A 13791-nucleotide genomic window follows, 5' to 3' on the forward strand; every position below is an offset into this window, starting at 1 on the left:
AAGAGCTGGCAGATTCGTGCTGGTTGGTCCGATGAAGCGACCTTGGGGCGAATCCAAGGCCAGAAACGATTAGAGCGCCCCAGGCGAGTCGGAAACCGAATTCGCCGGGACGCTCTACTCAAGTTCACCTTGGTGCGGTCGAGAAGACTCGAACTTCCACGGGTTGCCCCACAGCGACCTCAACGCTGCGCGTCTACCAATTCCGCCACGACCGCTCGTGGTGAGGGGCGGCTGGTAGCAAACTGGATCGGCTTTGGGAAGCCGGAAGTTCGAGAATGTCGAACTCCGCCCCGCGACGGATCAGCTGCCGCCCGCCATGTAGTCGTAGACGTCGGCCGCGCGCGTCACCTGGATGGCGATGCGATCGTCGCTGATCTGGATTTCGCCGCGCGCGATCGGGTGGTTGTTGGCCAGAATCCACACCTCGTCATGAGTCTTGGCGTCCAGCGGAATCACCGCGCCCCGGCCCATGCGCAGAAGCTGCTGCATCGGCAGGATCGAACGACCCAACAGGACCGAGATCTCGACATTGACGGCGTTGACCTGGCTCACGAAGTAAGACCCTTGAACTGACACGCACGACCCACCCGGTCGCGGCGTCCAGGATTGCAAGAATAAGGCCGCATGCTTTCGCTCCCGTTAAACCCTGAAAAGACTGGCCTTCCGCGCATGACCCGCGCCGACGGGGCGCCCGTGGGGTGGGCGGTTTCGACCGGGCCCGTACCCTACCCGGCAGCCGTTGCCGCCATGGAGGCCCGCGCGGCGGCCATCGCCGACGGAACCGCGGGCGAGCTGATCTGGCTGCTGGAGCACCCGCCGCTCTATACGGCCGGCGTCTCGGCCAAGCCCGGCGACCTGATCCAGCCTGATCGTTTCCCCGTGTTCGAGAGCGGGCGCGGCGGCCAGTTCACCTATCACGGCCCGGGCCAGCGCGTGGCCTATGTGATGCTGGACCTGACGCAGCGCGGCCGCGACGTGCGGGCCTTCGTCGCGGCGCTGGAGGCCTGGATCATCGACGCCCTGGCCGCCTTCAATGTCACCGGCGAACTGCGCGAGGGCCGGGTCGGCGTCTGGGTAGAGCGCAAGGGCGCCGGCTGGAGCCGCGAGGACAAGATCGCCGCCATCGGCGTCAAGCTGCGGCGCTGGGTCAGCTTCCACGGGATCAGCCTGAACGTGGAGCCCGACCTGTCGCACTTCTCGGGCATCGTGCCCTGCGGCCAGACCGAGCATGGCGTCACCAGCCTGGTGGACCTGGGCCTGCCGGTCGCCATGGATGAAGCGGACGCAGCGCTGCGGGCCAGTTTCGCCAAAATCTTCGGACCGGTCGAGGACGCTGAGGCTCCGGTTTAAGAGCATGCGCTTGCCGTCTCTCTGCTTCCTTCCCCTTGATGGGGAAGGGCCGGGGCAAACAATCCTCCCCCATCGGGGGAGGATCTAGAAGGCGTGCGTCCGCCGCTTCACGCGGCTATCCGCTGAAGGTCTGGAAAGGGATGCGGAGCGCCGGACATCCGTCCGGAGTGTGAGTTTGTAGATACCGTTTCGACGAAGCCCAAACGCTCCGCGCAGCCGTTTTCCGCCAGCATCCCGTCAGGTGGCCCTGTTCAGGCCTTACCGGGACCCGGGCCGCTGGTTTCCCAGATGCCCGACGGTCGGAGGGGACGAGCCACTACAGGCTAAGACACATTCTTTTGCCTCCAACCACGCCGACGGCGGGCGGGCCTGACCAGCATCAGGTCCCCGGACTGTCCGAGTATCCCCCTCGAACCTGTCCCCGCTCGACCGCCCCCCGCCGCCGCAAATGGTCGCTGGCCATGCGCCCTTTCCTCGCGACGAGGTGGGACCAGTATGGGGCGGGTTTCAACGCCGGGGAAAGTTGGCGCGTAAAAGTGAGAAGTGGTGGATTTCGTTGGGGTGAACGCCGCCAATTCCGAGCGTTCGCGGCGCCCAATCCCCATAAATCGGCCCCTCTCCCAGAGGGAGAGGGTGGCCGCGAAGCGGTCGGGAGAGGGGTTTCAAAGCCGCCGCTCTGCCGGCGCGCCGGCCAAGGCCGTCTCCCCTCTCCCCGGCCCTCTCCCCATGGGAGAGGGTGTAGGGCTGCCGCAACCTAGATCGAAATCGTCTTCAAGGGATTGGGCCCGTAGCGGTTGGCCCCCTGCTCGCCGCCCATCACGCCCAGCTCGACCACTGACCAGAGGATGACCAGCGAGAACAGGAAATCCAGGAAGTGCTCGGGCTGCGGCCAGACCGCGACCACCGCGATCAGGATCAGCATCGACCACCAGCCCGACCGGCCGCGGTCATGCAGCCGCTTAGAGAGCAGGCAAGCGCCGGTGAACAGCAGGATCGGATAGACGAACCAGCCCGTCAGCCAGTGCAGGGTGTAGTTGGCGATCGCCTCGTAGAACACGGCGACCCCGACCACCACGGCCGAGGCGATCAGGAACGGCGTGCGCGCCAGCCTGCCGTTCGACGACAGGAACAGTTCCGCCAGTTCGCTACGATCGCTCATTCGCCTGCTCCGAGTCGGTGGATGCACCGCTCGCGGCAATCTAGGCGTTGACGGACAAGGCTGGAAGTCCGCCTAGGCGACAGCCGGCGTCTCCGAGGGCGAAGGCTCGCGCGGCGCCTTCGGCGACGGCCCGAAGCGGTTGTCGCCTTGAGTCCCGTCCAAACAACCGAAGTCGATGAAGAACCAGATCGCCACTAAGCCGCCGACAATTTTAGCTGACATCGAAATCTCCAAAGGGAGACCGATGATCGCGTCGAAAGAGCCGACCAGATCGGGGACAAGCAGCAGCAGCGCCCACCAAGCCGATCGGTTACGATCATGCATGCGTTTGGCGAGCAGCGCAAAGCTCGGCCAGACCGTCAGCAGGGTCAGTATCCTGGAGCGGTGCTCAGTCAAATCGAGCCCAAGCAGGCGCTCCAACAGCACAAAGAGGGTCGCGGCCACCACCAACAACCCGATCCAGTACATCCAAAGGTCGCGACGACGAAGACGCCCCTGGAAGCTCAGCATCGTCTGCGTGAAGGTCACATAAGTTCTCCCCGGCTATCAAACCGAGGAGAAAACATCGTTTATGCGAACTCCACCAGCACCTCATCGGCCGCGACCGGGTCGCCGCCCTTGGCGTTGACCGCCTTGACGACGCCGTCACGCTCGGCGCGGATGATGTTCTGCATCTTCATGGCCTCGAGCACACAGACCACCTCGCCCTCGCGGACCTGCTGGCCGGCGGTGACGTCCATCGAGACGACGAGGCCGGGCATCGGCGACAGCACCAGCTTGGAGGTGTCGGCGGCCTGCTTCTCGGGCAGCTTGTCGTGCAGCTCGGCCGAGCGCGGGGTCAGGACCAGCACGCGCGTCTTGGCCGCGCGATGGCGGATGGTGAAGCCCTCGGCGGCGGGCGAGGCCTGGACGGTGAAGGCCAGACCGTTCAGCACGGCCTTGAACACCGGCTTGCCCGGACGCCAGTCGATGTCGGTCAGGAACAGGGTGCGGCCTTCGTCGAGCAGCTCGACAGCCACCGCACCGTCCTCGCCGGCGACCTTGACCCGGCGACGGGTCTCGCCGATCGCCACCACCCACTCGTCACGCGCCTCGCCGATCAGGCCAGAGTCGTAGCTGCGAGCGCGGGTCGCATAGACGCGCTGCATGGCCGCGCCGACGGCGGTCAGGATGTCGAGCTGGAGGGCCGTCGGCGTCGTGCCGTTGAAGCCGTCGGGGAACTCGTCCTTGATGTAGCTGGTCGCCAGCTTGCCCGACCGGAAACGCTCCTCGTCCATCACGGCGGCCAGGAACGGGATGTTCTGGCCCAGGCCCTCGATGTGGAAGTCCTCCAGCGCCCGGCCCATGCCGTCGATGGCGGCCAGGCGTGTCGGCGCCCAGGTGCAGAGCTTGGAGATCATCGGGTCGTAGAACATCGAGATCTCGTCGCCTTCGCGCACCCCGGCGTCGTTGCGGACCTTGTAGCCGTCCTTGTCGCCTTCCGCCGGCGGGTCGTAGCGCACGAGGCGGCCGATCGAGGGCAGGAACTTGCGGTACGGGTCCTCGGCGTAGATGCGGCTTTCGATGGCCCAACCGTTGATCGAGAGGTCCGACTGGCCAAAGGCCATCTTCTCCCCATAGGCCGAGCGGATCATCTGCTCGACCAGATCAAGGCCGGTGATCAGCTCGGTCACCGGGTGCTCGACCTGCAGACGGGTGTTCATCTCCAGGAAGTAGAAGCTCTTGTCCTGGCCGGCGACGAACTCGACCGTACCGGCGGAGTCGTAGTTCACGGCCTTGGCCAGGGCGACGGCCTGGGCGCCCATGGCGTTGCGGGTGGCCTCGTCCAGCAGCGGGCTGGGAGCTTCCTCGATGACCTTCTGATTGCGGCGCTGGATCGAGCACTCGCGCTCGAACAGGTGGACGACGTTGCCGTGCTTGTCGCCCAGCACCTGGATCTCGATGTGGCGCGGGCTTTCGATGAACTTCTCGATGAAGATGCGGTCGTCGCCGAAGCTGGCCTTGGCCTCGGCGCGCACGGCCGGGAAGCCTTCCTCGACGTCCTGGCGGGTCCAGGCGACGCGAATGCCCTTGCCGCCGCCGCCGGCCGAGGCCTTGATCATCACCGGATAGCCGATCTCCTCGGAGATCTTCACGGCTTCTGCGGTGTCGGCGATCTCGCCGATGTGGCCGGGCACGCAGGACACGCCCGCGGCCTGGGCGAACTTCTTGCTCTCGATCTTGTCGCCCATGGCGCTGATCGCGCCAGGGTTAGGACCGATGAAGACGATTCCCTCGTCGGCGCAGCGCTGGGCGAAGCTGGCGTTCTCGGACAGGAAGCCAAAGCCCGGATGCACCGCTTGCGCGCCCGTCTGCTTGCAGGCGGCGATGATCTTGTCGGCGACGAGATAGCTCTGATTGGCCGGCGAAGCGCCGATGTGCACCGTCTCGTCGGCCATCTCCACGGCCAGCGAACCAGCGTCGGCGTCCGAGTAGACGACCACCGTCTTGATGCCGAGGCGGCGGCACGTCTTGATCACCCGGACGGCGATCTCACCACGGTTGGCGATCAGGATCTTCGTGAACATCGGCAACTTCCGCCCGCAGATTTTTGTGCTTTGCAGCATGGCCTATCAGGCCCCGCCGGGTTTGCAAGCTTGCCCTTACGGCGCTACACCGGGCCCCAGGCATGACACCGGTTACCAAGAGTAGGGTCCGAGATGTTCGCCATCGGGAGGAGACGGTCGTCATGAAGTCGATGTTCCTGGGCTCGGCTTGCGCCTTGATCCTGGCCAGCGCCACGAGCGCGGCGCCGACCGGCGAGCCGGGGCTGCTGTTTCGTCTGTCGGGCGACAAAGGGCTGGTCCCCGACATCACGGCCGGCGATCCTGTCCCCAACTTCGCCGACAAGGTGACATCAATCGAAGGCAAGGCCGGCAAGGGCTTCCGCGCCGCCGACGATGGAATCGTCTCTTGGAACGCGCCCGGCAATATCCAGGCCCAGCGCGGAACCCTCGCCTTCTTCTGGAAGTCCGGCTACCCGGCCGGCGTCGCGCCGTTCGTGATCTTCCGCGTCGGCTACGCCGATCATTCCAGCTGGGACATGGCGTTCCTGCGCATCGACTGGAACGGCCAGGGCTTCGACGCCTTTGTCACCGACAATGGGCTGGCGCGCACCCGTGTCTCGTTCAAGGTCGACAAGAACCCCGCCCCGGACGCCTGGACGCATCTGGCCTTCACCTGGGACGAGACCACCGGCGTCCAGCTCTATGTCGACGGCAAGCTGGCGGCCAAGAAGGAGGCCAAGGCGGTCTATGACGCGGGCCTCGATCAGTTCGGCGTCGCCGGGCGGGTGATCGCGCCCCACCAGGTGCAGAGCCGCTACAACTTCACGCGCGGCGGCGATCTGGACGAGCTGCGGATCTATGACCGCGCGCTGGCCGCCGACGCCATCACCGCCCTCGCCCGCAACCAGGCGCCCGCCATCGCTGCACCCGTCGCCACGCTTGAGGACCCGGCCGTCCGCGCCGCCTGGAAGCAGCGCTACGGCTGGACCAAGGAGGTCCCGCCGCTCCTCGCCGACGAGAAGACCACGATCCGCAAGGTCGAGATCACGGACGCCAAGGACATCAAACAGTGGATGTGGCGGGCCAATGACGGCATCCCGGAAACCACCTGGCCTGGCGTCTACAACCGCTCGCGCCTGCCCGGCCGCGACGACTATTTCCCGTTGCCCGACTGGAACGTTTATGTCGACGGCGGCAAGGCGCTGACTGTGGCTCTGCCCGACGAGCCGATCAACCGGATCGAGATCCAGGGGCCGGCCTACGGCGCGCTCTCCTGGTCGGCCAAGGCCGGCGACAAGCAAGCCAGCGTCGGAACACGCGCCAAGGACCAGCAGCGCACGGTCACCCCACTGGCCCAGCCGCTGACGGGCGGCGTTCTGACCTTTACCAACGTGGCGCAGGAAACTCCGATCCAGGAGCTCTGGGCCTACAACGTCTCGGCCGGAGGCGAGCCGAGGGACGCCTTCAAGATGAGCTACACGGTCCGCGCCGACGTGGCGCCGGACTATCTGAATCTGGCCGATCTCAACGCCTACATCGCCGGTCGCCATCCGGCGGGCGAGCGCGCCACGGTCGTGGCCGTTCCGGAGGGCGCGCCGACCCGGCCGCGTCCCGCGACCGACCTCACGGCCAAGGGCCTGCCGATCGTCCACGTGCTGATCCCGTCGGGCTTCGGCGACGCGCCGGCGGCCAAGCCGCTGGCCCGCAATTGGGCCTATGGCTGGGAGAACGCCCGCGACGGCCTGGACGGGATCGCCATCGACATCCCCGCGCTGCCCGGCGCGGCGGGCACGGTCATCCCGCTGAACATCCAGGTGAAGGACCCGATCTGGCCGGGCCGCAACATGATCGACGTCAGCGTCTCGGTGAAGGCCGGCGAGGCCCGCACAGTGTGGCTCGACCTGCGCGACCGCATCCTGACCGCCGACAGCCTGTATCTGACCCTGGCCGCCGACAGCGCCGCCTTCAGCCCCAAGGCTATGGACGGGACTAAGATCCGCCTAGTGCTCAAGGACCGCGACAAGGCCAAGGTCGAGCACATCCAGGATCGTCTGAACCAGGTGAAGGACAACTGGGCGTTCCTCGTTGAGGAGCACACCACCTCCAAACGCCAAGGCCTTTATCGTCGCCTCTACGCCGACATCACCGATCTGCTGCGCGTTGATCCCGACAACCCGGTTGGCCGCGAATACTGGGGCGACATCACCTATGGCAGCCAAGGCTGGCCGGCGTTCGAGCAGCCCAAGCCCAAGGACGACACACCGCTGTGGGCCTTCCGCCAACTGGAGGACCTGAAGCTGGTCTCCAGGTTCGTCAACTGGTGGATCGACGAGCGCCAGGCCGACTTCGGCGACTTCGGCGGCGGCTTGTCGGATGACAGCGACCTCTTGCAGCAATGGCCGGGCGTGGCGCTGATGGGCGTGCAGCCCGACAAGATCACCCACTCGCTGAACCGCCTGACCGACGCCGTCTACAGGAACGGCATGTTCACCGACGGCCTGTCGACCATCGCGACCGACGAGCTGCACGCCTATGAGGAAGGCATCAACTCCAATTCGGAGGCGATGTACGTCAACTACGGCGATCCGCTGGCGGTCGAGCGCCTGTTCACGACCGTGAAGGCCCTGCCGCGCGTCATCGACCAGAACCCGGCCGGCCACGTCCACTTCAATACCAACTGGTACAGCGGCAAGATCGCGTACCGCGAAGGCCCGTGGGAGTGGCAGAAGCCGTATTCGTTCGGCGTCACCCACCCCTCGATCCTGATCGCCGACTACAATGGCGACGCCACCGCCAAGGCTACGGTGGTGGGGCTCGCCGATGGCTATCTGGCCCACGCCAAGCCGGACGGCTCCCTGCCCAACGAAATCAACTGGCGCAGCGACGCCGAACGCGGCGGCACGGTGCTGCAAGGCTCGGGCGCGGACGGTCCTTTCCAGGTGTTCTGGTCGGCCTGGCGCATCACCGGCGACGCGAAGTATCTGGCCCCGATCACCTGGCGGATCGGCAAGAACGGCCTGAAGTCTCTGGCGGCGGTCAACGAAAACGCCCTCACTGCGCTGAACCTGGGCGAGGCCAACAAGGACGCGCTCCTGAAAGCCGCAGCGAAGGGCGGGGCGTTCGAGCGCTATGCGGCCTGGACCCTCACCGGCGACAAGACCCACCTTGAGGACCTCTACGCCGACGAGATCCAGTGGAACGCCCAGCACATGTACATGCACACCGAGGGCCACTGGTGGTCCGACCGGGTGGAGCTTCCATCCGACTATCTGCAGCGCACCCGGCTGGGCGGCATCGCCAACAAGCGCGGCCAGATGAACCCGGGCCACACCGTCTCCTGGCGCTTCGACGGCGCCGACGGCACGGCGGTCGCCCTGCTGGTCAAGAACGCCACCAAGACCGGCTTCAAGGTCATCGCCTACAACACCACCGACAAGCCGGTGACGGCGACCATGACCGGCTGGACCGTCACGCCCGGCCAGTGGAGCTTGACCCAAGGCCTCGACTCCGATGGCGACGACGCGATCGACGGGACAAGCCAGACCCGCACCCTCGCCTTCGAGCGCAGCCTGGGGACCAAGGTCGTCCTGCCCCCGCGTCAGACGACGATCATCGACATGAGCCTGACCAAGGCCGGCGACGATCCCGCCCGGCGCGCCGATCTGGGCGTGGGGCGCGGTGACGTCACCTTGAAGGGCTCGGTCGTCACCGCCAAGGTTCACAGCCTGGGCGCCCAGGACACGTCCGCCGCCCAGCTGGAGCTCGTCGGCGCCTCGGGCCAGGTGCTGGCCACCGCCGCGATCCCGCCGCTGAAGGCGCCCCGCGACTTGCTGCCCAATACCGCTTCGGTGAAGCTGAAGATCCCGGCGGGCGCCAAGCCCTCGGGCCTGCGGGTCCGCATCGTCTCGGATCACCCCCAGAACACCGCCCTGAACGACGAGGTCGTGCTGCCATGAACAAGACGCTTGCCCTGATCGCCGCCGGCCTGGCTCTCTCAGGCGGCTACGCTTCGGCCCAGACCGCGCCTGCGGCGCCGGCGGCCCCAGCGCCCGCCTATTCCAGCCGCGTCATCACCCTGGCTGAGGCCAAGACCGTCGCGGCCGCCGCCGAGGCCGAGGCCCGCAAGAACGGCTGGACCATGGTCATCGTCGTGCTGGAGTCGAACGGCGCCCAGGTGCTGGCCCAGAAGATGGACGGTACGCAGTACGGCTCGAACGAGGTCGCGGTGAAGAAGGCCCAGACCGCCGCCCACTTCCGCCGTCCGACCTCGGTGTTTCAGGACGCGGTGAAGAGCGGGACCCTAAACGCGATCTTCACCGGCGCCACGGCGGTTGAAGGCGGCGAGCTGCTGCTGGTCGACGGCAAGATCGTCGGCGCCATCGGCGTTTCGGGCGGCACGGCGGCCCAGGACGGCGTGGTTGCGCGCGCGGGTCAGACGGCGCTGAAGTAGAACCTTCCGCCAAATCAATCACCTCTGTGTCATCCCGGCCGTAGCGCGCAGCGCGGAGAGCCGGGACCCAGGGGGTGTCGAAACGCGGTGCGCGCGGCCCCTGGGTCCCGGATCGCCTCTAAGAGGCGTCCGGGATGACAAGTGTTCCGACCTTGTGGGAATGGCGCTGAGGCACCCCCTAAGCCCCAAACTCGCGCGCGAACATCGCTTCATAGCCTGCGATCAGCGCCTCCTGCTCCGGCGCGATCAGGCGCGCGACAGCGGCCGCGAAGGTCACTGGCGCCAAGCCTGACGCGCTAACCAGCTTGCCGTCGGTCACCGCCTTGGGCGTGTCGACATAGTGCTCGCCGCCCGCATAGCCCGGGACAACGCCGTCCAGCCAGTCCTTGCCGTTCGAAGTGTGGCGGCGTCCGGCGAACAGGCCCGCACGGGCCAGGGCCGTCGTGCCGGCGCAGATCCCGCCCACGATCTTGCCGTCGGCCAGCGCCTGGCGGATCAGCGCCGAGATCGCTGGATTTTCGCCTTCGCTCCAGGCGTCGCTGCCGATCAGCAGGAAGACGTCGGCGTCACTGAGCACCGGGTCGTCAAAGCGATAGTCCGACGCCGCTAGCACCCCGCCGATCGAGGTCTCGGGATCGCCGGTCGGGGTAGCGATCTCAATCTGCACCTTCAGGTGCTCGCGCAACAGAGCCAGCACGCCGCCGGCCTCCCAATCGGCCCAGCCCGGCTGCAGAAAGGCGACGGCGACGGTCATGTGGGGCTCCTGGTGCTACCGAAACAGCGCCGAAACGCTTACATTGGCCTTCATGACAGACGCAGCCACCCTTTCAACCGCCGGCTTTGACCTGACGCCGCCGACCGAGCCCGAGCGCGAACGCCTGGAGGCCGACCTGACGGCCGAGGAAGCCCGCGTTCTCCTGCATCACGGCACCGAAGCCCCGTTCTGCGGCGGCCTGCTGGGCGAGAAGAACCCCGGCGCCTATTGCTGCCGTCTCTGCGGCCTGCCGCTGTTCAAGCACGAGACCAAGTTCGAAAGCGGCACCGGCTGGCCCAGCTTCTACGCCCCGTTCGCCGAGGATCACGTCATCGGCGTGCGCGACACCTCTTACGGCATGGTTCGCATCGAGACCCGCTGCGCCCGCTGCGACAGCCACCAGGGCCACGTCTTCCCGGATGGCCCGGCGCCGACGCGGCTGCGCTACTGCATCAACTCGGTGTCGCTGCAGTTCGTGAAGTCCGGCGATCCCCTGCCCGACCCGCTGCATCGAGGCGATGCGATCGCCTGACCCAAGGGGAAGTTTGACGGCGAACCTATTTCGGCATTCCCTCTGCCAAAAGCTCCGAAGCGAGCGATGGCGGAGGGAACATGTCGACGAACGCCAAAGCGCCGCTCGCCCTGCTGGGCGCGGCCGGATCACCCTACACCCGCAAGATGCTGGCGTTGCTGCGTTTTCGGCGCATCCCGCACGCGATCCACTGGGGCAGCCACCGCAACCCGCCACCGGGCCTGCCCGAGCCGAAGGTGAAGCTGCTGCCCACCTTCTACTTTCCCACCGCCGATGGCGTCGAGGCGGTGACCGACTCCACCCCGATCATTCGCCGACTTGAGCGCGAGCACGCCGGCCGCTCGGTGATCCCGGACGATCCGGTCGTCGCCTTCCTCAATGACCTGATCGAAGACTACGCTGACGAGTGGCTGACCAAGGCGATGTTCCATTTCCGCTGGGCGCACGCGGCGGACATCGCAAACGCGGGGCCGATGCTGATTTTCTGGCACGACCCCACCCTGCCCGGCCAGGTCGCCGAAGCGGCCGCCCGCGAGATCTCCAAGCGCCAGATCGACCGCCTCTATGTGGTGGGCTCCAACCCGACCACCGCCGCCACCATTGAGGCCAGCTACGCCCGCTTGGTCGAGGTGCTGGACGGCCTGATCGAGCGCCAAGGCTATGTGCTGGGCGCCCGCCCCTCGGCGGCGGACTTCGCGATCCAGGGCCAACTGTCGCAGCTGGCGATCATCGAACCGACCTCGGCGGCGATCACCGTCCAGCGCTCGCGCCGGGTTCGGGCCTGGCTCGATCGGGTGGAGGACCTGTCAGGCCTGGAGCCCGACGCCGCCCACTGGGCCTCGCGCGCCGACCTTGCCGACACGCTGCGCCCGCTGCTGACCGAGATCGGCAGGGTCTATGCGCCGTTCTTGCTGGCCAACGCCAAGGCGACGATGAGCGGCGTCGAAACAGTCGAGGCGGTCATCGACGGCCGCCCCTGGACCCAGCCGACCTTCCCCTACCAGGCCAAGTGCCTGATGGCGCTGCGGCAGGCTCATGCCGCGCTGTCTGCAGCCGATCGCGCGGCGGCTGACGCCCTGCTGGCGGGGACGGGGTGTGAGGCGCTGTTTGGGGGGATATGAGGAAAGCCCATCAGCTTTCCTTAAATCCTACTCAATTGATATGAATTGAGCTGCAACCCCGCCGCGCCCTAGAGATCGCTTATCAGCGCTCAATCCCGGCGGACCACCATGACCTTGCAAGCCCGTGACGCCACGCCGCCGATCCTGATCGTGCCGGGCCTCTACAACTCCGGGCCCGATCACTGGCAAACCCATTGGGAACGCGCGCTGCCGGGCGCGGTGCGCGTCGAGCAGCAGGACTGGGAGCGCCCCCTGCTGGGCGACTGGACCATCAGTCTGGCCGAGGCCGTACGCCAGCGGCCCGGCGCGATCCTGGTGGCTCACAGCCTGGGCTGCGCGCTGGTCGCCCACTTCGCCCAGGTGACGGGCGGGCGCGGCGTGGGCGGGGCCATGCTGGTGGCGCCGGCCGACGTCAATCGCGAGGGGCCGGCGGGCCGCCTGCTGGTCGGCTTCTCGCCCATTCCCCGCCAGCGCCTGCCGTTTCCGAGCCTGGTCGTGGCCAGCCGCAACGATCCCTATGTCGAGATCGAGCGCGCCGAGGCCTTCGCGCGCGGCTGGGGGTCCGAGTTCGTCGACCTGGGGCGAGCGGGCCACATCAATGTGGCCTCCGGTCACGGTGCATGGCCAAAGGGGCGAGCCCTGCTGAACCGCCTGGTCCGGCGCGTCACGGAAGACGCTCGACAGAAGGAAAGGAAGTTGGTGCGGGCGGTCGGGGTCGAACCGACACTCCTTTCGGAACCGGATTTTGAGTCCGGCGCGTCTACCAGTTTCACCACGCCCGCACATCTTCGCCTGCGCGAAGGGTGGTCTTCCTAGCAGGCGTTCGCGGCGAATTCCAGAGGCGCGATGGACGGTTTAGCATCGCTCCACACGGAGATTCTCGATGCTGCGCCCCGGCCCCCGCAACCTGATCACCGACGTCGCCGGCCTGAAGGTGGGCTGCGTCGAGGACGAGGCCGTCCGCACCGGCGTGACGGTGGTCCTCTGCCCCGAGGCCTGGACCGCCGCCGTCGACGTGCGCGGCGGCGGCCCGGCGGTGCGCGAGACCGACACGCTGCGCCCCGAGAACAGCTTCTCCAAGGCCCACGCGATCTGTCTATCGGGGGGATCGGTGTTTGGTCTTGGCGCGGCCGATGGCGTGGCTTCGGCCCTTTCGAACCGCGACGTGGGCCTGCGAATCACCGCCGGCACGCCGGCCATCCCGATCGTGCCGGCGGCGTGTCTGCATGACCTTTCCAACGGCGGCGATAAGGCCTGGGGCCTGGACCCGCCCTATCGCGCCCTGGGCATGAAGGCGGTCGAGGCGGCCGGCGAGGATTTCCCGCTCGGCCCGGTCGGCGCGGGACGCGGGGCGATGGCGGGCGTGCGGCCGGGCGGACTGGGCTCGGCCTCGATCGACCTCGGCGACGGGCTGATCGTCGGTGCCCTGGTGGCGGCCAATCCGGTCGGCTCGGCCTACATGGCCGACGGGGAAACCTTCTGGGCCTGGCCGTTCGAGATCGACGGCGAGTTCGGCGGCCACCGCCCTGGCGCCATGCCGTCGGCGGTCGAGCCGCTTCCGGACGACTCGAAGCTCGGCGCGCGCCTCAAGGCCGGGGCCAACACGACGCTGGCCCTGGTGGCCACGACCGCCGATCTGTCCACCGCTGAGGCCCAACGCATGGCGATGATGGCGCATGACGGGATGGCGCGCGCCGTGCGCCCCGCCCATACGCCGTTCGACGGCGATGTCGTCTTCGCCCTGGCCTCGGGCGCCAAGCCGCTGGGCGAGGATCCTGTGCGCGGCGTCCTGCGGACCCGAATCGGCTCGGCGGCGGCCGACTGTCTCGCGCGGGCTATGGCCCGGGCGGTCTACGAAAGCCGAGAGCGCCGCTGAGCC

The 13791-nt window shown here is 67.4% G+C and carries 11 protein-coding genes, 2 tRNA genes and 2 pseudogenes; 8 read left to right on the top strand and 7 right to left on the bottom strand.

Annotated features, from left to right (window positions below; genetic code table 11):
• Positions 1-130: 130 nt before the first annotated feature.
• Together CSW63_RS15740 and CSW63_RS15745 are read right to left on the bottom strand one after the other, a co-directional pair.
• A tRNA-Leu gene (locus CSW63_RS15740) sits at positions 131-215 on the bottom strand.
• Positions 216-300: 85 nt separating this feature from the next.
• A complete protein-coding gene (locus CSW63_RS15745) occupies positions 301-612 on the bottom strand; it encodes a FliM/FliN family flagellar motor switch protein (RefSeq protein ID WP_099503272.1) in 312 nt (103 codons plus the stop codon).
• Positions 613-624: 12 nt separating this feature from the next.
• On the opposite strand from CSW63_RS15745, the gene lipB reads away from it, so the two are divergent.
• Both lipB and CSW63_RS24195 read left to right on the top strand, forming a co-directional pair.
• Positions 625-1350, top strand: coding sequence for a lipoyl(octanoyl) transferase LipB (gene lipB / locus CSW63_RS15750; RefSeq protein WP_099503270.1), 726 nt, complete (start codon positions 625-627; stop codon positions 1348-1350).
• Positions 1351-1480: 130 nt separating this feature from the next.
• Positions 1481-1884, top strand: a pseudogene (locus tag CSW63_RS24195) (hypothetical protein).
• Between the two features lie 220 nt (positions 1885-2104).
• Here the strand turns inward: CSW63_RS24195 and CSW63_RS15765 are convergent.
• From CSW63_RS15765 to CSW63_RS15775, 3 genes are all read right to left on the bottom strand, one after another.
• Positions 2105-2509 (bottom strand): DUF805 domain-containing protein, encoded by a 405-nt coding sequence (locus CSW63_RS15765; protein WP_010920039.1) that lies wholly within the window; start codon positions 2507-2509, stop codon positions 2105-2107.
• A gap of 72 nt (positions 2510-2581) precedes the next feature.
• Positions 2582-3037 carry a DUF805 domain-containing protein gene (locus CSW63_RS15770; protein ID WP_062095068.1) on the bottom strand — a complete coding sequence of 152 codons (456 nt, stop codon included), beginning with the start codon at positions 3035-3037 and terminating at the stop codon, positions 2582-2584.
• Between the two features lie 41 nt (positions 3038-3078).
• Complete coding sequence (locus tag CSW63_RS15775) at positions 3079-5076, bottom strand: acetyl/propionyl/methylcrotonyl-CoA carboxylase subunit alpha (RefSeq protein WP_099503268.1); 1998 nt, start codon at positions 5074-5076, stop codon at positions 3079-3081.
• 23 nt (positions 5077-5099) lie between these two features.
• Between CSW63_RS15775 and CSW63_RS15780 the strand changes: the two genes are divergently transcribed.
• Positions 5100-9011 carry a LamG-like jellyroll fold domain-containing protein gene (locus CSW63_RS15780; RefSeq protein ID WP_062094191.1) on the top strand — a complete coding sequence of 1304 codons (3912 nt, stop codon included), beginning with the start codon at positions 5100-5102 and terminating at the stop codon, positions 9009-9011.
• Entirely contained in the window at positions 9008-9505 is a 498-nt protein-coding gene (locus CSW63_RS15785; RefSeq protein WP_062094192.1) for a heme-binding protein, read from the top strand. The genes CSW63_RS15780 and CSW63_RS15785 overlap by 4 nt, the downstream gene beginning before the upstream one ends.
• A 178-nt stretch (positions 9506-9683) precedes the next feature.
• On the opposite strand, the gene CSW63_RS15790 is transcribed toward CSW63_RS15785, so the two are convergent.
• Entirely contained in the window at positions 9684-10259 is a 576-nt protein-coding gene (locus CSW63_RS15790; protein WP_062094193.1) for a type 1 glutamine amidotransferase family protein, read from the bottom strand.
• A gap of 52 nt (positions 10260-10311) precedes the next feature.
• Between CSW63_RS15790 and msrB the strand changes: the two genes are divergently transcribed.
• The 3 genes and pseudogenes from msrB to CSW63_RS15805 form a co-directional block, all read left to right on the top strand.
• Positions 10312-10791: a peptide-methionine (R)-S-oxide reductase MsrB gene (gene msrB / locus CSW63_RS15795; protein WP_062094197.1), complete on the top strand. Its 480-nt coding sequence runs from the start codon at positions 10312-10314 to the stop codon at positions 10789-10791.
• Between the two features lie 80 nt (positions 10792-10871).
• On the top strand, positions 10872-11912 hold the full coding sequence (locus CSW63_RS15800) for a glutathione S-transferase family protein (RefSeq protein ID WP_062094194.1): 1041 nt from the start codon (positions 10872-10874) through the stop codon (positions 11910-11912).
• 108 nt (positions 11913-12020) lie between these two features.
• Positions 12021-12605, top strand: a pseudogene (locus CSW63_RS15805) (alpha/beta hydrolase); the annotation flags it as partial.
• 4 nt (positions 12606-12609) lie between these two features.
• Here CSW63_RS15805 and CSW63_RS15810 read toward each other — a convergent pair.
• Positions 12610-12694: transfer RNA gene (locus CSW63_RS15810), tRNA-Leu, on the bottom strand.
• A gap of 101 nt (positions 12695-12795) precedes the next feature.
• Here CSW63_RS15810 and CSW63_RS15815 point away from each other — a divergent pair.
• On the top strand, positions 12796-13788 hold the full coding sequence (locus tag CSW63_RS15815; protein WP_062094195.1) for a P1 family peptidase: 993 nt from the start codon (positions 12796-12798) through the stop codon (positions 13786-13788).
• Positions 13789-13791: the final 3 nt, after the last annotated feature.

The sequence above is a fragment of the Caulobacter sp. FWC26 genome, assembly GCF_002742645.2.
Classification (GTDB): Bacteria; Pseudomonadota; Alphaproteobacteria; order Caulobacterales; family Caulobacteraceae; genus Caulobacter.